This window comes from Streptomyces sp. NPDC002669 (genome assembly GCF_042889165.1).
GTDB lineage: Bacteria > Actinomycetota > Actinomycetes > Streptomycetales > Streptomycetaceae > Streptomyces.
The window spans coordinates 71,896-90,273 of the sequence record NZ_JBIAQQ010000006.1 but is presented as its reverse complement, the minus strand read 5'-3'; the positions used below and the strand labels follow the sequence as shown (position 1 = coordinate 90,273).

Below are 18,378 nucleotides of genomic sequence, written 5' to 3'. Positions count from 1 at the left end.
GGGCTCCCCTGCCCGGTTTTCCTCTCGCAAAAAATACGCATCTCAGATACCAATTCAAGGTTCCAGGAGGAACAGATGCTCTCCGAGACGTCGACCGCCACCGTCCGTGCCACCCTCCCCGCCGTGGGCGCGGCCATCGGAGACATCGCCGATCTCTTCTACCGCAAGATGTTCGCGGCCCACCCCGAGCTGCTGCGCGACCTCTTCAACCGCGGCAACCAGGCATCCGGCGCCCAGCGCCGGGCACTGGCGGGCTCCATAGCCGCCTTCGCGACCCAGCTGGTGGAGCACCCGGACACCCGCCCCGACGTGATGCTCAACCGGATCGCCCACAAGCACGCCTCGCTCGGCGTCACCGCCCCGCAGTACGAGATCGTGCACACCCACCTGTTCGCCGCCATCGCCGAGGTGCTCGGCGACGCGGTCACCCCGGAGGTCGCCGCCGCCTGGGACGAGGTCTACTGGCTGATGGCCGGTGCCCTGATCTCGATCGAGGAGCGGCTGTACGCCCAGCAGGGCGTCGTCGCCGGTGACGTGTGGCGCGAGTGGGAGGTGGTCGCCCGGATCGAGGAGACCTCGGACGTCGCCACCTTCCAGCTGCGCCCGGCCGACGGCGTGCCCGCCCCGGCCTTCCGCCCCGGCCAGTACGTCTCCGTGCAGGTGGAACTCCCCGACGGGGCCCACCAGATACGCCAGTACAGCCTCTCCTCCGCCCCCGGTTCGCGACTCCGCTCGATCACCGTCAAGCGGGTGCACCGGGCCGGCGCACCCGACGGCGAGGTCTCCAACCACCTGTACACCGAGGTCGGGGCCGGCGACCGGCTGCGCGTCTCCGCCCCGTACGGCGACCTCGCGCTCGGCTCCGCCGACGTCCCGCTGCTGCTCGCCTCCGCGGGCATCGGCTGCACCCCGATGCTCTCGATGCTGGAGCACCTCGCGGCGATCGGCCATCGCGCCCCCGTCACCGTCGTGCACGGCGACCGCTCCCCCGCCACCCATGCGATGCGCACCGACCACGCCCTGCTCACCGAGAAGCTCCCCGCCGCCACCGCCCACTTCTGGTACGAGGACCCCGAGCCCGGCCACCCCGCCGAGCGCACCGGCCTGGTCGACCTGAGCGAGGTCGTCGTCGCCCCCGGCACCCACGCGTACCTCTGCGGCCCCCTGCCCTTCATGCGCTCCGTGCGGACCCAGCTGCTGGCCAAGGGGGTCCCGGCGGCCGACATCCACTACGAGGTGTTCGGCCCGGACATGTGGCTGGCACAGGACTGATCCCGGTCACCGCTCGCGGCCCCGCGAGGACATGACCGCCGTGGCCGGCCGGGCCCGTCGCCCGGCCGGCCACGGCCGTGCCGCGACAATGGGGGCATGGCAGCCTCCTCCCCCTCCCCCGTCCTCCGGCCCCGGCTGCCCTCCCCGGCGCAGGAGGTCCGCGACGAGCGGTTCGAACAGCACGGCGTCCGGCTGCTGCTCAAGCGGGACGACCTCATCCACCCCGAGCTGCCGGGCAACAAGTGGCGCAAGCTCGTCCCCAATCTGCGGGCCGCCGCCGGGCGCACCGTGCTGACCTTCGGCGGGGCGTACTCCAACCACCTGCGGGCCACCGCCGCCGCCGGGCGGCTGCTCGGGTTCCCCACCGTCGGGATCGTGCGCGGCGACGAGCTGGCGGACCGCCCGCTGAACCCCTCGCTCGCCCGGTGCGCGGCCGACGGGATGACCCTGCGCTTCGTGGACCGGGCGACGTACCGCGCGAAGGGCGATCCGGAGGTCCTGGCGGGGCTGCTGAGCGCCTTCGGGGACTGCTTCGTGGTCCCGGAGGGCGGAAGCAACTCCCTGGCCGCACAGGGCTGTACGGAGCTGGGACGCGAGCTGCGCGGTTCGGTCGACGTGGCCGCGGTGGCCTGCGGCACCGGGGGCACCCTGGCCGGTCTCGCCGCCGGGCTGGGCCCGGGGCGGCGCGCCCTCGGCGTCCCGGTGCTGCGGGGCGGCTTCCTCGGGGACGCGGTGCGCGCCCTTCAGGAGGAGGCGTTCGGCGGCCCGGCCGGGTCGTGGTCCCTGGACGAGCGCTTCCACTTCGGCGGCTACGCCCGTACTCCCCCGGCACTGCACGCCTTCGCGGACGACTTCGAGCAGCGCCACGGGATGCCCGTCGAACGGATCTACGTCGCCAAGCTGCTGTACGCGCTCACCGAGCTGGCCGCGGAAGGCGCGTTCCCTTCGGGAACCACGGTCGCGGCGGTCGTCACGGGCTGCCCCTGAGGCCCTTCAGGGGGCGTCCGCCTCCCGGTGGGCCGCCGCCTCCTCCAGGTCGAGCCGTCTGAGCAGGGTCCGCAGCAGTTCGTCGTCGATCCGCCGCTCGTCCCGCAGCCGTACGAAGACCCCGCGCTCGGCGTCGATCATCTCCCTGGCCAGGCGGCGGTAGGTGTCGTCCGCCGACTCCCCGGTGACCGGGTCGGCCGCGCCGAGCCGTTCCCACACCGCGTTGCGACGGCGCTCCAGGACGGCGCGCAGCCGGTCGGCGAGGGGGCCCGGCAGGTGGTTGTGCGGGTCGGTGAGGAGTTCCTCCAGGCGGGCGTCGGCGGCCGCGGACGCCTCGCTCTGGGCCTGTGCCTCGGCCAGCGTCTCGGCCCGCGCGTCGCGCCCGGGGAGTTTCAGGACCCGGACCAGGACCGGCAGGGTGAGCCCCTGGACGACCAGGGTGCCGATGACGGTGGTGAACGTCAGGAACAGCACCAGGTCGCGGGCCGGGAAGGGGCTCCCGTCGGCGGTGACGTACGGGACGGAGAAGGCGATGGCCAGGGAGACCACGCCCCGCATCCCGGCCCAGCCGACGATCAGCGGCGCCCTCCAGTCCGTGCCCGGTTCGCGCTCCCTGATCCGTCTCGACAGCCACCGGGGCGTGTACGTCGCCGGGTAGACCCAGAGGAAGCGGACCACCACGACGGCGAGGAAGACGAGGACCGCGTACCGGGCGGCCTCGCCCGCGTCGTACGCGCCGAGCCCCTTCAGTACGAAGGGGAGCTGGAGCCCGATCAGCGCGAAGACCGAGGACTCCAGGACGAACGCGACCATCTTCCGGACGGCCTCCTCCTGGAGCCGGGTCGCGAAGTCCACCTGCCAGGACCGGTGCCCCAGGTAGAGCGCCACGACGACCACGGCGAGCACCCCGGAGGCGTGCACGCGCTCGGCCGCCGCGTACGCCACGAACGGGATCAGCAGCGACAGCGTGTTCTGGAGCAGCGCCTCCTTCAGGTGCGTGCGGAGCCAGTGCAGCGGCACCATCAGGGCCAGGCCGACCGCGACGCCGCCGACCGCGGCGAGCAGGAACTCGCCGATCCCCGCGCCCCAGCTCATGCCCTCGCCCACGGCGGCGGCGAGCGCCACCTTGTACGCGGTGATCGCCGTGGCGTCGTTCACCAGGGACTCGCCCTGCAGGATCGTCGTGATCCGGCCGGGCAGCCCGACCTTGCGGGCGACCGCCGCGGCCGTGACCGCGTCCGGCGGGGCGACGACCGCGCCGAGCACCAGGGCGGCGGTGAGCGGCAGACCGGGCACGAGGCGGTACGCCAGCCAGCCGACCGCGACGGTCGCGAACAGGACGTAGCCGACGGACAGCAGCGCGACCGGCCGCAGATTGGCCCGCAGGTCGAGGTAGGAGCTGTCGAACGCCGCCGCGTAGAGCAACGGCGGCAGCAGCAGCGGAAGCACGATGTGCGCGTCCAGGGTGTACGCGGGAATCCCCGGCAGGTACGAGGCGATCAGCCCCGCGGCGACCAGCAGCAGCGGGGCCGGTACGGGGGTGCGGCGGGCCGCGCCCGCGATCGCGGCACTGCCCGCGACCAGTCCCACCAGTGGCAACGCATCCATTCCACGGTCCTCGCATCCGCGTCCACGGACCGGCGTCCGTCGCGATTCACGGCCCACGCGACCGTCGTAACCTGACAATCATGAGCGACTGCCCCCACGTGTCCGCGTTGCCCCGCCCCGAACCGGTGCCACTCGGCGAGACCTGTCCCGGTTGCCTCGCGGCGGGCACGCACCCCGTGCAGCTGCGGCTCTGCCTGGTCTGCGGCCATGTCGGCTGCTGCGACTCCTCGCCCCTGCGGCACGCGACGGCGCACTTCGAGGAGACCGGTCACCCGGTGATGCGGAGCTTCGAGAAGGGCGAGAGCTGGCGCTGGTGCTTCGAGGACGGTTCGATCGTCTGACGTCTGGGTACGTCAAACCGGCGCCGGTCGTTCGCAATTGGCCGCCGCAGACCCCTACCCACTGTGCGTACCCATGGGCTTACCATGAGTGACAGTCATGGGCCGGGGATCCGGCGACACGGCATCATGGGTCGCGATAGCGTCGCCGGGCCACAACCGAAGACGTACCGCATGGTTCCGGGGCTTCTTCCCGGACCCTCGAAAGAGTTTGTGCCACCTTGGAGGTGAGGGTGTCCCAGATCGCAGGCGAGCCCGGGAATCAGGACTTCGTAGAGGTCCGGCTGCCCGCTGCGGGTGCCTACCTGTCGGTGCTGCGCACGGCCACGGCCGGGCTGGCAGCACGTTTGGATTTCACCCTCGACGAGATCGAGGATCTTCGCATCGCGGTCGACGAGGCCTGCGCGATCCTGCTTCAGCAGGCCGTGCCGGGCTCCGTCCTCAGCTGCGTCTTCCGGCTCGTCGAGGATTCTCTCGAGGTGACGGTGTCGGCCCCGACGACGGACGGCAGGGCGCCGGAACGTGACACCTTCGCCTGGACGGTGCTGTCCGCACTGGCCGGAAAGGTCGACTCCTCGGTCGCCGACGACCGGACGGTCAGCATCAGCCTCTACAAACAGCGCGGCGCGGGACCCGGGCCGGCGTGAGCAAGGGGAACGGGGAAGGTCCTGTGCGGGACGAGACGATGCGATCAGGGGTGGTACGCGCAACAGGCATCCCGGAGCAGCAGGCCCTGCCCCATCCGGTGGACGGGGCGGACGGGCCTGCGGGCCGTACGGTCGCGATGGAGCAGTCGCAGGCGGAGCGGGCAGGCCAGATGAGCGAGCACGTGCACCACGATCCACATGACCGCAGCGGGGCGCGGGCGCTCTTCGTCGAGCTGCGCTCGCTTCCCGACGGGTCGCCCGAGAAGGCCGAGCTGCGCAACCGGCTGGTGCGGATGCACCTGCCGCTCGTGGAGCACCTGGCCCGCCGGTTCCGCAACCGGGGCGAGCCGCTGGACGACCTCACCCAGGTCGCCACGATCGGCCTGATCAAGTCGGTGGACCGGTTCGACCCGGACCGCGGGGTCGAGTTCTCGACGTACGCGACCCCCACGGTCGTGGGCGAGATCAAGCGCCACTTCCGTGACAAGGGCTGGGCGGTCCGGGTGCCGCGCCGGCTCCAGGAGCTGCGGCTCTCGCTGACCACGGCCACCGCCGAGCTCTCCCAGCAGCACGGGCGCTCCCCCACGGTCCACGAGCTGGCGGAGCGGCTGGGCATCTCCGAGGAAGAGGTCCTGGAGGGCCTGGAGTCGGCCAACGCGTACAGCACGCTCTCGCTGGACGTGCCGGACACCGACGACGAGTCCCCGGCGGTCGCGGACACGCTGGGCTCCGAGGACGAGGCGCTGGAGGGCGTCGAGTACCGGGAGTCGCTCAAGCCGCTGCTGGAGGACCTGCCGCCGCGCGAGAAGCGGATTCTGCTGCTGCGGTTCTTCGGCAACATGACCCAGTCGCAGATCGCGCAGGAGGTCGGCATCTCCCAGATGCACGTCTCGCGGCTGCTGGCCCGCACGCTGGCGCAGCTGCGCGAGCGGCTGCTCGTGGAGGAGTAGCGGCCGGCGGGCCGCGGTGGCGCCGGCGTCACCTGCCCGTACCGTCACGCGCCCCGTCGTCCGGTCCGCCCCGTGGGGCGCGCCGGGCGGCGGGGCGCGTGACGGTTCCGGCGGGGTCAGGCGTCCGGTGTGGTGCCCGGCCTGCGGATGCCCAGCGCCTCGACCGTCGTCGGCCTGACCAGCTGGTAGAGCGCCGTCAGCGTCACCGCGGCGAGCACGATCCCGGCCGGGATCAGCACGCCCTGCGACCTCAGCAGCGTCCAGGCCACCGGGAGCGCGATGATCTGTGTGATGAGCGCGGGCCCCCGGCTCCAGCTGCGCCGCAGCAGCAGGCCGCGGGCGGCGAACAGCGGGATCAGGGCGAGCGCGATCAGCGTCAGCCCGCCCATCTCCGCCTGCTGCGGGCTCTCGGGCCGGCCGAGCAGGCCCATGACCAGCATGTAGATCCCGCCGATGGCGAGCGCCGCCCCTTCCAGGGCGGTGAGTGCGGCCACCAGGGTGATCCTGCTCGGCTTCGCCGGTTCGAGCCGCGGCGCGGGCGACGGGTCGGACGTGTTCTGCTGAGTACTCACCCCTGCAGGTTGGCATCCCGGTGCCGCGAAAGCGAAGCCGGGGTCGGAATCGGTACGGGACGGGCCACCCGCCCGGCCCCGCCGCACCCGAGCCGTCACTGAGCGTAAAGGTCATGGGGAAGGACTTCAGGGCGATACCGCGCGGTAGGTAGTCTGGCGGTCATGCGCGCACTCCTCGTGGTCAATCCAGCTGCTACCACCACCAGTGCGCGGACCCGTGACGTGCTCATCCACGCGCTCGCCAGCGAGATGAAGCTGGAGGCCGTGACCACCGAGTACCGCGGCCACGCCCGGGACCTGGGGCGGCGGGCCGCGGAGTCGGACGACATCGACCTGGTGGTCGCCCTGGGCGGCGACGGCACGGTCAACGAGGTCGTCAACGGCCTGCTCCACAACGGCCCCGACCCGGACGCCCTGCCGAGCCTCGCGGTGGTCCCCGGCGGATCCACCAACGTGTTCGCGCGCGCCCTGGGGCTGCCCAACGACGCGGTGGAGGCGACCGGCGCGATCCTGGACGCACTCGCCAACCGCACCGAACGCACGGTCGGGCTCGGGCTGGCGGCCGGTACTCCGGGCAGCGAGGACGAATCCGTTCCCGAACGCTGGTTCACTTTCTGCGCCGGACTCGGATTCGACGCGGGCGTGGTCGGCCGGGTCGAACAAAAACGCGAACGCGGTAAGCGTTCGACCCATGCGCTGTACGTGCGCCAGGTGGTCCGGCAATTCCTGGAGGAACCGCGTCGCAGGAACGGGGCGATCACCCTGGAGATCGCCGGGGAAGAACCCGTCACCGACCTCGCGCTGTCCATAATCTCCAACACCGCCCCCTGGACCTACCTGGGGAATCGCCCCATGTACGCGTCCCCCAAGGCGAGTTTCGACACCGGCCTCGACGTGCTCGGACTGAAGCGGCTCTCCACTTCGGCGGTCGCTCGTTATGGCACCCAGCTGCTCACTTCGAGCCCCGAGAAGGGTCCGCACGGGAAGCACGCGGTTTCACTTCATGACCTCACCAACTTCACCTTGCATTCAAAGGTGCCGCTGCCCTTCCAGATGGACGGCGACCACCTGGGAGTGCGTACGAGTGTGACGTTCACAGGCGTACGCCGTGCACTGCGTGTGATTGTGTGAGTGGAAGGGACCAAAGTCCTTTAACTCGAACGTTTGGGCTGGGCTCCACCCCATAGAAGTACGGCTGTGACCTAGTCGACACCGAGGAATCAAAAAAAAGTTTCCAGAAGGGGTTGTATCCGCCGCTGAGGTTTGCGAATCTCTACATGGCGATCGGGACGGCCCGCAACAACGGCCTCCACTGAGAGCCAGAACCCCTCCTCACTGCACAGGACCACAACCAGCTCGACTGGGCGTCGGCCCTTCACCTGCGGGGGGATTCGTGAAAGCGTTCACATTCACAAGCAACAGTATGCAATACCAAGGAGAGGTAGCAGCCATGGACTGGCGTCACAACGCCGTTTGTCGTGAGGAAGACCCCGAGCTGTTCTTCCCCATCGGCAACACCGGTCCTGCGCTGCTGCAGATCGAGGAAGCCAAGGCCGTCTGCCGCCGCTGCCCCGTCATGGAGCAGTGCCTGCAGTGGGCGCTCGAGTCCGGCCAGGACTCCGGCGTCTGGGGTGGCCTCAGCGAGGACGAGCGCCGCGCGATGAAGCGCCGGGCCGCTCGCAACCGGGCGCGTAACGCCAGCGCCTGAGCCGACGCCACCGCTACGAGCCTCAGCCAGGCGGCGCGTACAGCGCGTACGCACCACCCCGCCCCCCGAGTCGCAGCGCGCAGTACCCCCGAAGCGCATGCTTGAACAGTGGACCCGGGCCGTGTGATCACACAACGGCCCGGGTCCACTGCTGTGTTGACCCTTCCGGGACGGGCCGGACGCCGGGAGCGGACCCGCCCCCGGCCGAGGTCACTTCTCGGCGCGGACCGGGATGTCGAGGACGACCCGGGTGCCGCGTCCGGGGGCCGGGACCATGCCGAAGGTTCCGCCCAGCTCCCCCTCCACCAGGGTCCGGACGATCTGGAGTCCCAGATTGCCGGCGCGCTGCGGGTCGAAGCCCTCGGGCAGACCGCAGCCGTCGTCCTGGACGGTGATCAGCAACCGCTGTTCGACCGAGGAGCCCCCGCGCACCGCGGAGACCTCCACCGTGCCGGACTCGGCGAGCGTGAACGCGTGCTCCAGGGCGTTCTGCATGATCTCCGTGAGCACCATCGCCAGCGGTGTGGCCACCTCGGCGTCGAGGATGCCGAACCGGCCCGTGCGGCGGCAGGTGACCTTGCCCGGGGAGATCTCGGCGACCATGGCGATGACCCGGTCGGCGATGTCGTCGAACTCCACCCGCTCGTCCAGATTCTGGGACAGCGTCTCATGGACGATGGCGATCGAACCGACGCGCCGCACCGCCTCGTTGAGCGCCTCGCGGCCCTGCTCGGAGTCCATCCGCCGGGCCTGGAGCCGCAACAGGGCGGCAACGGTCTGGAGGTTGTTCTTCACCCGGTGGTGGATTTCCCGGATGGTGGCGTCCTTGGTGATCAACTCGCGTTCGCGGCGGCGCAGTTCGGTGACGTCCCGGAGCAGGACCAGGGAGCCGATCCGGACGCCCTTGGGCTTGAGCGGGATCGCCCGGAGCTGGATCACCCCGCCCGCGCACTCGACCTCGAACTCCCGGGGCGCGTAGCCGCTGGCGAGCTTGACGAGGGCCTCGTCCACCGGGCCGCGGGAGGGGGCCAGTTCGGCGGTGATCTTGCCCAGGTGCTGGCCGACCAGATCGGAGGCGAGGCCGAGACGGTGGTACGCGGAGAGGCCGTTGGGGCTGGCGTACTGGACGATTCCGTCGGCGTCGAGCCTGATCAGTCCGTCTCCGACGCGCGGCGACGCGTCCATGTCGACCTGCTGGCCGGGGAACGGGAAGGCCCCGGCGGCGATCATCTGGGCCAGGTCGGAGGCCGACTGGAGGTAGGTGAGCTCCAGCCGCGAGGGGGTGCGGACGGTGAGGAGGTTGGTGTTGCGGGCGATGACGCCGAGCACCCGGCCCTCCCGGCGCACCGGGATCGACTCGACCCGTACCGGCACCTCCTCGCGCCACTCCGGGTCCCCCTCGCGCACGATCCGGCCCTCGTCCAGCGCCGCGTCCAGCAGCGGACGGCGCCCGCGCGGGACGAGGTGGCCGACCATGTCGTCCTGGTAGGAGGTGGGGCCGGTATTGGGCCGCATCTGGGCCACGGAGACGTAGCGGGTGCCGTCGCGGGTGGGGACCCACAGCACGAGGTCGGCGAAGGACAGGTCGGAGAGCAGCTGCCACTCCGATACCAGCAGGTGGAGCCATTCCAGGTCGGTGTCACCGAGGGCCGTGTGCTGGCGGACGAGGTCGTTCATGGAGGGCACGTGTGCGAGCGTACCCGCGGACGGGCAATGGTTCCGAACCGGACGACCCGGCCGTACGTGCAAGGGTGGGAGGGCCCGGAAATTTGCCGTGCTCCCATGGATGGACACGGACGAATGGTCTAGTCCACAATGCTAGGACACGACTTCCGCTCTCCCCGCACAGGAGGGCGGATCGAGGTACCGCGCTCTCTGCCCTGACCGCGTCGGTACCTCTCCCCGGCCGGGGGCACCGCACACCGCCGGCCTTGCTCCGGGCTGCGGTGCCGGACGGGCTGAGGGTCCCGTCCCGGCGCCGTGGCCCGCGGGTGTTTCCGGGGCCGTTCCCCGCGCTCAGTGGGTCTCGGTGACCTTGGCCAGCGCCCGGGGCGCGTCCGGGTCCTGGCCACGGGCGATCGTCACCTCGTACGCCAGCATCTGCAGCGGCAGGATCTCCAGGACCGGCTGGACCTCCTCGGCGACCCCGGCCGTCGGCAGCACGAAGCCCGCGGACGCCGCCGCCACCTGGGCCTGCGGGCCGACCACGAACAGGTCCGCGCCCCGGCCGCGCAGCCGGTCGAGCACCGGCTGGAGCGCCTCGCCGCCCCGCCCGTCGGTGACCACGGCGATCACCGGGGAGATGTTGTCGACCATGGCGAGCGGGCCGTGCAGCAGATCGGCACCGGAGTAGGACAGGGCCGGGATGTAGCTGGTCTCCATCAGCTTCAGGGCCGCCTCCTTGGCAGTGGGGTAGCCGTAGCCGCGGGAGGTGATGACCATGCGCTCGGCGAAGCGGTAGCGCGCGGCCAGGGTCCGGACCTCGTCCTTGCGGGCCAGGATCTCCCCGGCCCGCTCCGGCAGGATCTCGGCGGCCGCCCCGTCCCCGCCGCGCAGGCCCTCCACGAAGAGGTAGAGGGACAGCAGCGAGGCGGTGTACGTCTTGGTCGCCGGGAGGGCCCGTTCCGGGCCCGCCAGGATGTCGACGTGGTGCTCGGAGACGGCGGCGAGCGGCGAGTCCCGGTTGTTGGTGACGGCCAGGGTGATGGCACCCGCCTCGCGGGCCGCCCGGGTCGAGGCCACCAGGTCGGGCGAGCCGCCGGACTGGCTGACGGTGACGACCAGGACGTCCCTGAGGTCGGGTCGGGCACCGTACGCGGTGGTGGTGGACATCGAGGCGAGACCGCAGGGCATGCCGAGCCGGATCTCCAGCAGGTACTTGGCGTACAGCGCCGCGTTGTCGGACGTGCCCCGGGCGGTGAGCAGCACGAAGCGGGGCTTGCGCGCCGCGACGGCGGCGGCCGTCTCACGGATCCTCGGGGCGCCCTCGTCGAGGACGCGCCGCAGCACCGCGGGCTGCTCGGCCATCTCGCCGGACATGATCCGGCCCGGCCGTTCGCTGCCGTCGGCCGGAGGGGTGGCGGACATGTCGGGAGCCTCCCAGGGGTGCCCCGGGGCGTCGGCGACGCCGTTCGGTCCAGTCGACCACGGGGCCCCCGGCACCCGCCAGCGGACAACCCCCGAGACAGCCGTGCCCGCGGCGGACAGGTCTGCTAAATTGGGGCGCGATTGGTCTATACCACATCTCGATTCGACTCCTCAGATCGGCAGGCCCCGCGTGGAAGTTGTCATCGTCCCGGACGCCAAGGCAGGCGGAGAACTCATCGCGGAGGCCATCGGCGCCCTGCTGAGCCGCAAGCCCGACGCCCTTCTCGGCGTTGCCACCGGCTCGACCCCGCTGCCCATCTACCAGGCGCTGGCGGCCAAGGTCCGCTCCGGCGCCGTGGACGCCTCGCGCGCCCGCATCTGTCAGCTCGACGAGTACGTCGGACTGCCGGCCGGCCACCCCGAGTCCTACCGCTCCGTGGTGCTGCGCGAGGTCGTCGAACCGCTCGGCCTGTCCGAGGAGTCCTTCATGGGCCCCGACGGCTCCGCCGAGGACGTCCCGGCCGCCTGCCGGGCGTACGACGAGGCGCTCGCCGCGGCCGGCGGGGTGGACCTCCAGCTCCTCGGCATCGGCACCGACGGGCACATCGGCTTCAACGAGCCGTGCTCCTCGCTCGCCTCGCGCACCCGGATCAAGACGCTCACCGAGCAGACCCGGATCGACAACGCGCGCTTCTTCGACGGCGACATCGACCAGGTGCCGCACCACGTGATCACCCAGGGCATCGGCACCATCCTGGAGGCCCGCCACCCGATCCTGCTCGCCACCGGCGAGGGCAAGGCGGACGCCGTGGCGCAGACGGTGGAGGGGCCGGTCGCCTCGATCGTGCCCGCGTCGGCGCTCCAGTTGCACCCGCACGCGACGGTCGTGGTGGACGAGGCCGCGGCGTCGAAGCTGAAGCTGGCGGACTACTTCCGCGCCACGTACGCGGCGAAGCCCGCGTGGCAGGGGCTGTAGACCGGTCCTGAGGCCGGTGGGAGGGCCGGGAGCACCCGTGGCGGTGTTCCCGGCCCTCCCGCGTGCCATGACCTGCTCCCGGGCCGTACGGGGCCGCGGCACGCGGGGACCCGCCCCGGGTGCGCGAAAACGCCCGGTGCCCGTCCCCGCGGACGGGCCCCGGGCGTTCCGGCCGGGTGTGACGCGCCCCCCGGACCGCGTCACACCCCGTTCGCTCAGGCCGTCGGGCCGACCGTGCCCCCGACGATGACCTCCGCCGCCGCCAGGCCGCAGACGCGGGCGGCGCCGTGGGTGGCGATGTGCGGGGCGCCGACGGGCGCCGACTGCGGTACCCCCATCTCGACCACGACCGTGTCGGGGCGCCGCGCGACCAGGCCGTCCAGGGCCCGGGCCATCCAGTCGTGGCGGTGGACGTCGCGGACCACCACGACGATCCGCCGCTCCCCCGCGGCCCGCAGCACCGCGTCGACGGGCTGCTCGGTCTCGCTGCTGTACGTGCCGGTCTCCGTGCCCGGCAGCAGCCGGCCCAGTTCCGCGGCGACGCCCCAGGGGGTCTCGTCGCCGACGGCGATGTTCGACGCGGAGGTGAACGCGGCGACGTAGCCGGGCCCGGTCAGCGGCGCCGCGGAGCCGGTCACCCGCACCGCGCGGCGGGCGGCGACCAGGCCGATGTCGGAACCGGCCGCGGTCCCCTCCCGCGCTGCCGCGCCCGGCCCCGACCCGGTCCCCCGGGCCCCCTGGGTCCAGGACGCGAGGGCGCGCACCCGTGCGGCGGCGTCCGCGAGCCGCTCCTCGGGGAGTTCGCCGCCGCGCACCGCCGCGACCAGCGCGTCGCGCAGCCGCCGGACCGTGCCCTCGTCCTCCAGGCCGCCGCCGACGCACAGGGCGTCGGCACCCGCGGCGATCGCGAGGACGGAGCCGCGTTCGATGCCGTACGTCGCGGCGATGGCCTGCATCTCCACGGCGTCGGTGACGATCAGCCCGTCGTAGCCCAGTTCCTCGCGCAGCAGCCCGGTGAGGATCCGCGGGCTCACCGTCGCGGGGCGGTCCGGGTCGAGGGCGGGCAGCAGGATGTGCGCGCTCATCACGCACTTGGAACCCGCGGCGACGGCGGCCCGGAAGGGCACCAGTTCCCGGGCGTGCAGGGTCTCCAGGTCCACGTCGATGCGGGGCATCGCGTGGTGCGAGTCGATCGCGGTGTCGCCGTGCCCCGGGAAGTGCTTGGTGCAGGCGGCGACCCCGGCGGCCTGGAGGCCCTCGACGTACGCGGCGGTGTGCCGGGCGACCAGTTCGGTGTCGGCGCCGAAGGACCGTACGCCGATGATCGGGTTGCCCGGGTTGGAGTTGACGTCGGCGGACGGCGCCCAGTTGAGGTTGACGCCGCACTCGGCGAGCCGGCGGCCGAGTTCCTGGGCGACCGCGCGGGTCAGGCCGAGGTCGTCGACGTGGCCGAGGGCGAGGTTGCCGGGGAACGAGGAGCCGGTGCGCACCTCCAGCCGGGTGACGTCACCGCCCTCCTCGTCGATCGCGACGAGGAGGTCGTCGCGATCGGCCCTGAGCTGGGCGGTGAGCGCGGTCACCTGCTCGGGCGTGCGGATGTTCCGGCCGAACAGGGCGACGGAGCCGAGTCCCTCGCCGATCTGGCGCAGTACCCAGTCCGGGGCGGTGGTACCGGTGAATCCGGGCTGGAGGACGGCGAGTGCGTCGCGGGTGACGGTGTCCGTCGCGGATATGAGGGTGGTCATGAGCGGCGTTATCCCTTCACGGCACCGTCGGTGAGGCCGCTGACGGCCTTGCGTTGCAGGAAGACGAACAGGATGAGGATCGGGATGGCGAAGATCGACGCGGCGGCCATGGTGGCGCCCCAGTCGTCGCCGAACTGGCTCTGGAACTGCGAGAGCCACAGCGGGAGCGTCTTGGCCCCGGGTTCCTTGTTGAGGATCAGGACCAGCGGGAACTCGTTCCACGCGGTGATGAAGCCGAAGAGCGAGGTGGCCATCAGGCCGGGGGCGAGCAGCGGCAGGATGACCTTGGCGAACGCCTGCGGGCGGGTGCAGCCGTCGACCATGGCGGACTCCTCCAGTTCCTTGGGCACCGCGGCGACGTAGCCGCGCAGCGTGAGGATCGTGAAGGGGAGCACCATCACCATGTAGAAGAGCGTCAGCGGGACCAGGCTGTTGAGCATGTCCGCGTCGCGGACCAGCATGTAGATCGCGATGACCATGACTTCCCAGGGCGCCATCTGGGCGATCATGAAGACCAGGATCATGCCCTTGCGGCCCTTGAACCGCATCCGGGCCAGTGCGAACGACGCGAAGAGCGCGATGATCAGTGAGAAGGTCACGGCGAGCAGCGTGACGGTGAGCGAGTTCCCGACCAGGGTCAGGAAGTCGGGTGCGTTGTACGCCGTCCTGAAGTGCTCGAACGTGACGTCGGTCGGGAACCAGACGGGCGTCTCGGTGATGATGTCGCCGGTCGGCTTGAACGCCGTGCTGAACATCCAGTAGACGGGGAAGACCAGGCCGGCGAAGAGGACGATCGCCGTCGCGTTGGGCCAGATGCGGCCGAACAGTGAGCGCTTCACAGCTCGTCCTCCTCTTGCTTGAGAACGATGCGGAGGTAGTAGGAGGTCAGCCCCAGCATGATCAGGATGGTGAGCAGCGAGATCGCCGCGCCCATGCCGTAGTGCTGGTTGCCGACGCCTTCGACGAAGGCGTAGATGGGCAGCGTCTCGGTGAGGCGGTTGGGGCCGCCCTCACTGATGGTGAAGATCTGCGGGAACGCCTTGAAGACCCAGATGACTTCGAGGAAGGTCGTGGCGTAGAGGAAGGGCCGCAGGAAGGGGAACGTCACCGAGGTGAAGCTCTTCCAGACGCCGGCGCCGTCGAGCGAGGCGGCCTCGTACAGCTCCTTGGCGATCGTGGTGGTCGCCGCGTAGAGGTTGATCGCCACGAACGGGATGGACTGCCAGACGATCATCAGGGTCACCACGAAGAAGGTGGAGAACTGCGATCCGGTCCAGTTGAAGTCGGCCATCGAGTGCCAGCCGAGCTTGTCCAGCACGTAGTTGACCACGCCGAAGCGCGAGGCGAACAGCCACTGGTAGACGGTGGAGGCGGCCACGATCGGCATGGCCCAGGCGAGCACCAGGCCGATCATCAGGGTGAACCGCATCTTCTTGCCGAGGCGGGCCAGGAGCAGTCCGACCAGGGTGCCGATGAGCATGATCAGTACGACGTTGACGCCGGTGAACACGATCGTGCGGAGGGTGACCCGCCAGAAGTCCTCACCGGTGAGGATCTCCTGGTAGTTCTCGAAGCCGTTCCACTCGGTGACATGCCGGATCAGCTGCCCCATGTTGAGGTTCTGGAACGACAGCATGGCGTTCTTCACCAGGGGGTACCCGAGGAAGAGCGCCGTCACCGCGAGCGCGGGGACCATCAACAGGTACGGTGCCGCGCCGATGCCCGGCCTTCGCTTGTTTCCCCCGTGCTGCCCGACGGGTGGTTTCCCGTCCTGCCCGCGGGCCGCAGCCGTCTTGGCCACGTCCGAGGGGTCGGTCTGCACTGCCATGCTCGCCATCTCTTCCAACAGAGCCCTACACGGAACGGTGCGTACGCCGGGGCGGCGGGTACGGGACCCGCCGCCCCGGCGCGGACGCGGACTTGCGCTTACTGCTGCTGGCTGAGGCGCTTGTTGAGCTCGCCCTCGACCTGCTTGGCGGCGTCGGCGGGCGACTTGCCCTGCAGAACCAGCGTCATGTAGGTCTTGATCGGGTTCGGCGGGTTCTCGACCGGCGCCCACTCCGGGATCAGCGGCGTGGTGCCACCGGACTTGGCGGCGGCCGGGGCGGCGGCCACGGCGGCGGGCTGGTCGGCGGCGAACTTCTGCATGGCGTCGGACTTCGGCGTCCAGCCGACCTCCTTGACCAGCGCGCCGTCGTTCGCCTCGGAGAGCGCGATCTTCAGGAACTCCTGGGCGAGCTCCTGCTTCTCGCTGCCCGCGGCCACGGCGAGGTTCGAGCCGCCGAGGAAGACGCCCTCGGGCTTGTCGGCGGTCTCACCGGGGATGGTGAAGAAGCCGATGTCGTCCTTGATCGCCGGGTTGGCCTTGATGGCCGTGCCGGCCTCGTAGCCCATGGCGATGATGGCGCCGGTCTTGCCCTTGGCGAAGACCTCGGCCTGCTGCGGGGTGGCCTCGTCCTTGTCCTTGGGGGCCTTGGAGAACGCCTGGTACTGCTTGTAGACGTCCATGGCCTCGGCGACCTTGGGGTCGGCCAGGTTGGAGACGTACTTGTCGCCCTCCTTCTTGACCGGCTCGACGCCCTTGCCGACGAGCAGGCCGTCGAAGAAGTACCAGTTCTGGCCGGGCAGGTAGATCGGCTCGGCGTCGCCCTTCTTCTCGATGGCCTCGAATGCCTTGAAGAGGTCGGCGCGGGTCTTCGGCGTCTCGGTGATGCCGGCGTCCTTGAAGACCTTCTTGTTGTACATGACGACGCGGTTGCCGATGTACCACGGCAGGGCGTACTGCTTGCCGTCGAAGACGGAGGGGGCGTTGATCGCGTCGGCCCAGCCGGAGCCGATCTCCTTCTTCAGGTCGCCCAGCTCGGCGAGGCCACCGGTCTTGGCGTACGCGGGGGTCTGGGTGTTGCCGATCTCCAGGACGTCCGGCGGGTTGGTCTCCGAGAGGGCCGTGGTGATCTTCTGCTGAATGCCGTTCCAGTCCTGGACTTCGATCTTCAGCTTGGCCTTGGTCTTCTTCTCGAACTCATCGGTGACCGTCTTGGTCCATCCGGGCGGGTTGGAGCCGGACATCGTCCAGACGGTGAGGGTCTGGCCCTCGTAGCTGCCGGCACTCGACTTCTTGCCGCCGTCGTCGTCGGACCCGCATGCCGCGAGGCCGATCATCATGCCCGCGACGCCGATCGCCGCGATGAGCTTGCGCTTCACGCCAAACCCTCCTCAGGGATACTGCAACCCCGCCCACCGCGAAGACATTCGACGAGTACTGCTGGGGCTGGACCTGGTCTTTAATGGTTTAGACCAGTACCGGGAGCTTGGCCTAGACCTTTAGGGGTGTCAAGGGTGTATAAGAAGTGCACTCGCGTCCGTTATAGGACCGACACCTAAGGGAGGGCGACGAGCCGTGACCGGACCGTGCCACCATGTGAGCCGCGACAGACGGAGGAGCCGGTGACGGCAGCAACGCAGCAGTCGGGAAGGCGGGCCATGGGTGCCGACGGGGGAAGTGCGGAGAACGAGACGGGCGCGGCCACGCGGACGGCGCGCGTCCCGAAGTACTACCGGCTGAAGCGACATCTCCTCGACATGACGGACACCATGCCGCCGGGCACCCCCGTGCCGCCGGAGCGGACCCTGGCCGCCGAATTCGACACCTCGCGCACCACCGTGCGCCAGGCGCTCCAGGAGCTGGTCGTCGAGGGCCGGCTGGAGCGCATCCAGGGCAAGGGCACCTTCGTGGCCAAGCCGAAGGTCTCACAGGCCCTCCAACTGACCTCGTACACCGAGGACATGCGCGCCCAGGGACTGGAACCGACCTCCCAGCTGCTGGACATCGGCTACGTCACGGCCGACGACACGCTCGCCGGGCTGCTCGACATCACCGCCGGCGGCCGGGTGCTGCGGATCGAGCGGCTGCGGCTCGCCAGCGGGGAGCCGATGGCGATCGAGACCACCCACCTTTCGGCCAAACGCTTTCCCGCGCTGCGCCGTTCACTGGTGAAGTACACCTCGCTCTACACCGCGCTGGCCGAGGTGTACGACGTGCGGCTGGCGGAGGCCGAGGAGACCATCGAGACCTCGCTGGCCACCCCGCGCGAGGCCGGTCTGCTCGGCACGGACGTGGGCCTGCCGATGCTGATGCTGTCCCGGCACTCGCTCGACGGGCGGGGCGAGCCGGTGGAGTGGGTGCGTTCGGTCTACCGGGGCGACCGGTACAAGTTCGTGGCGCGCCTGAAGCGGCCCACCGACTGAGCACGGCGGGCCAGGGTCGAATTCCGGCCACCGACCCGCCGCCACCGCCCTTCGAAACCCCTGCGGAACCCCTCGTTCCGCAGGGGTTCCGCATGTCGCCCACCCTCTTGGTACGGACCAGAACCGCACGTCCGACCGCTCGTCGCACGTATCCGCCCGCTCGACGCACCGTTGCCGGACCGCAATGCGGACAGGGGGTGACGCTGATCGGAGGCTCGCCTAGATTTCCTGCGCATCCGA

At 70.7% G+C, this 18,378-nt stretch carries 17 protein-coding genes; 9 read left to right on the top strand and 8 right to left on the bottom strand.

Annotated features, from left to right (window positions below):
* The first annotated feature begins 75 nt into the window (after positions 1-75).
* The gene (locus ACFYW1_RS11450; protein WP_388990333.1) at positions 76-1,272 is read left to right on the top strand and encodes a globin domain-containing protein; all 1,197 of its coding nucleotides are present in this window, start codon (positions 76-78) and stop codon (positions 1,270-1,272) included.
* A gap of 96 nt (positions 1,273-1,368) precedes the next feature.
* Positions 1,369-2,259, top strand: coding sequence for a 1-aminocyclopropane-1-carboxylate deaminase/D-cysteine desulfhydrase (locus ACFYW1_RS11445; RefSeq protein WP_388990331.1), 891 nt, complete (start codon positions 1,369-1,371; stop codon positions 2,257-2,259).
* 6 nt (positions 2,260-2,265) lie between these two features.
* Here the strand turns inward: ACFYW1_RS11445 and ACFYW1_RS11440 are convergent, their stop codons facing one another.
* A complete protein-coding gene (locus tag ACFYW1_RS11440) occupies positions 2,266-3,867 on the bottom strand; it encodes a Na+/H+ antiporter (RefSeq protein WP_388990329.1) in 1,602 nt (533 codons plus the stop codon).
* Between the two features lie 80 nt (positions 3,868-3,947).
* Between ACFYW1_RS11440 and ACFYW1_RS11435 the strand changes: the two genes are divergently transcribed.
* The 3 genes from ACFYW1_RS11435 (at position 3,948) to ACFYW1_RS11425 (ending at position 5,802) form a co-directional block, all read left to right on the top strand.
* Positions 3,948-4,208, top strand: coding sequence for a UBP-type zinc finger domain-containing protein (locus ACFYW1_RS11435; protein WP_384227037.1), 261 nt, complete (start codon positions 3,948-3,950; stop codon positions 4,206-4,208).
* Between the two features lie 230 nt (positions 4,209-4,438).
* Positions 4,439-4,852 carry an anti-sigma regulatory factor gene (locus tag ACFYW1_RS11430; protein WP_148839137.1) on the top strand — a complete coding sequence of 138 codons (414 nt, stop codon included), beginning with the start codon at positions 4,439-4,441 and terminating at the stop codon, positions 4,850-4,852.
* 23 nt (positions 4,853-4,875) lie between these two features.
* The gene (locus ACFYW1_RS11425) at positions 4,876-5,802 is read left to right on the top strand and encodes an RNA polymerase sigma factor SigF (RefSeq protein ID WP_148839136.1); all 927 of its coding nucleotides are present in this window, start codon (positions 4,876-4,878) and stop codon (positions 5,800-5,802) included.
* Between the two features lie 116 nt (positions 5,803-5,918).
* On the opposite strand, the gene ACFYW1_RS11420 is transcribed toward ACFYW1_RS11425, so the two are convergent.
* Entirely contained in the window at positions 5,919-6,296 is a 378-nt protein-coding gene (locus tag ACFYW1_RS11420) for a hypothetical protein (protein WP_388990767.1), read from the bottom strand.
* 240 nt (positions 6,297-6,536) lie between these two features.
* Between ACFYW1_RS11420 and ACFYW1_RS11415 the strand changes: the two genes are divergently transcribed.
* Positions 6,537-7,505, top strand: coding sequence for a diacylglycerol/lipid kinase family protein (locus tag ACFYW1_RS11415; protein ID WP_388990326.1), 969 nt, complete (start codon positions 6,537-6,539; stop codon positions 7,503-7,505).
* Positions 7,506-7,824: 319 nt separating this feature from the next.
* Positions 7,825-8,082, top strand: a complete 258-nt coding sequence (locus tag ACFYW1_RS11410) for a WhiB family transcriptional regulator (protein WP_003953983.1) — start codon at positions 7,825-7,827, stop codon at positions 8,080-8,082.
* A gap of 210 nt (positions 8,083-8,292) precedes the next feature.
* Here ACFYW1_RS11410 and ACFYW1_RS11405 read toward each other — a convergent pair whose 3' ends face one another.
* Complete coding sequence (locus ACFYW1_RS11405) at positions 8,293-9,759, bottom strand: histidine kinase N-terminal domain-containing protein (RefSeq protein ID WP_356930969.1); 1,467 nt, start codon at positions 9,757-9,759, stop codon at positions 8,293-8,295.
* 339 nt (positions 9,760-10,098) lie between these two features.
* A complete protein-coding gene (locus ACFYW1_RS11400) occupies positions 10,099-11,169 on the bottom strand; it encodes an SIS domain-containing protein (protein WP_388990323.1) in 1,071 nt (356 codons plus the stop codon).
* Between the two features lie 190 nt (positions 11,170-11,359).
* Here ACFYW1_RS11400 and nagB point away from each other — a divergent pair, with 190 nt between their 5' ends.
* Complete coding sequence (nagB, locus tag ACFYW1_RS11395; protein WP_388990321.1) at positions 11,360-12,145, top strand: glucosamine-6-phosphate deaminase; 786 nt, start codon at positions 11,360-11,362, stop codon at positions 12,143-12,145.
* Positions 12,146-12,360: 215 nt separating this feature from the next.
* Here the strand turns inward: nagB and ACFYW1_RS11390 are convergent, their stop codons facing one another.
* The 4 genes from ACFYW1_RS11390 to ACFYW1_RS11375 all read right to left on the bottom strand — a co-directional run bounded on the left by ACFYW1_RS11390 (position 12,361) and on the right by ACFYW1_RS11375 (position 17,094).
* On the bottom strand, positions 12,361-13,890 hold the full coding sequence (locus ACFYW1_RS11390) for a glycoside hydrolase family 3 protein (RefSeq protein ID WP_388990319.1): 1,530 nt from the start codon (positions 13,888-13,890) through the stop codon (positions 12,361-12,363).
* Positions 13,891-13,898: 8 nt separating this feature from the next.
* Positions 13,899-14,729 (bottom strand): carbohydrate ABC transporter permease, encoded by an 831-nt coding sequence (locus ACFYW1_RS11385; RefSeq protein ID WP_388990317.1) that lies wholly within the window; start codon positions 14,727-14,729, stop codon positions 13,899-13,901.
* Positions 14,726-15,718, bottom strand: coding sequence for a carbohydrate ABC transporter permease (locus ACFYW1_RS11380; RefSeq protein WP_388990315.1), 993 nt, complete (start codon positions 15,716-15,718; stop codon positions 14,726-14,728). Before ACFYW1_RS11380 ends, ACFYW1_RS11385 begins: the two co-directional genes overlap by 4 nt.
* A 98-nt stretch (positions 15,719-15,816) precedes the next feature.
* Positions 15,817-17,094 (bottom strand): extracellular solute-binding protein, encoded by a 1,278-nt coding sequence (locus ACFYW1_RS11375; RefSeq protein ID WP_388990313.1) that lies wholly within the window; start codon positions 17,092-17,094, stop codon positions 15,817-15,819.
* A gap of 279 nt (positions 17,095-17,373) precedes the next feature.
* Between ACFYW1_RS11375 and ACFYW1_RS11370 the strand changes: the two genes are divergently transcribed.
* The gene (locus tag ACFYW1_RS11370) at positions 17,374-18,138 is read left to right on the top strand and encodes a GntR family transcriptional regulator (RefSeq protein WP_356930970.1); all 765 of its coding nucleotides are present in this window, start codon (positions 17,374-17,376) and stop codon (positions 18,136-18,138) included.
* Positions 18,139-18,378: the final 240 nt, after the last annotated feature.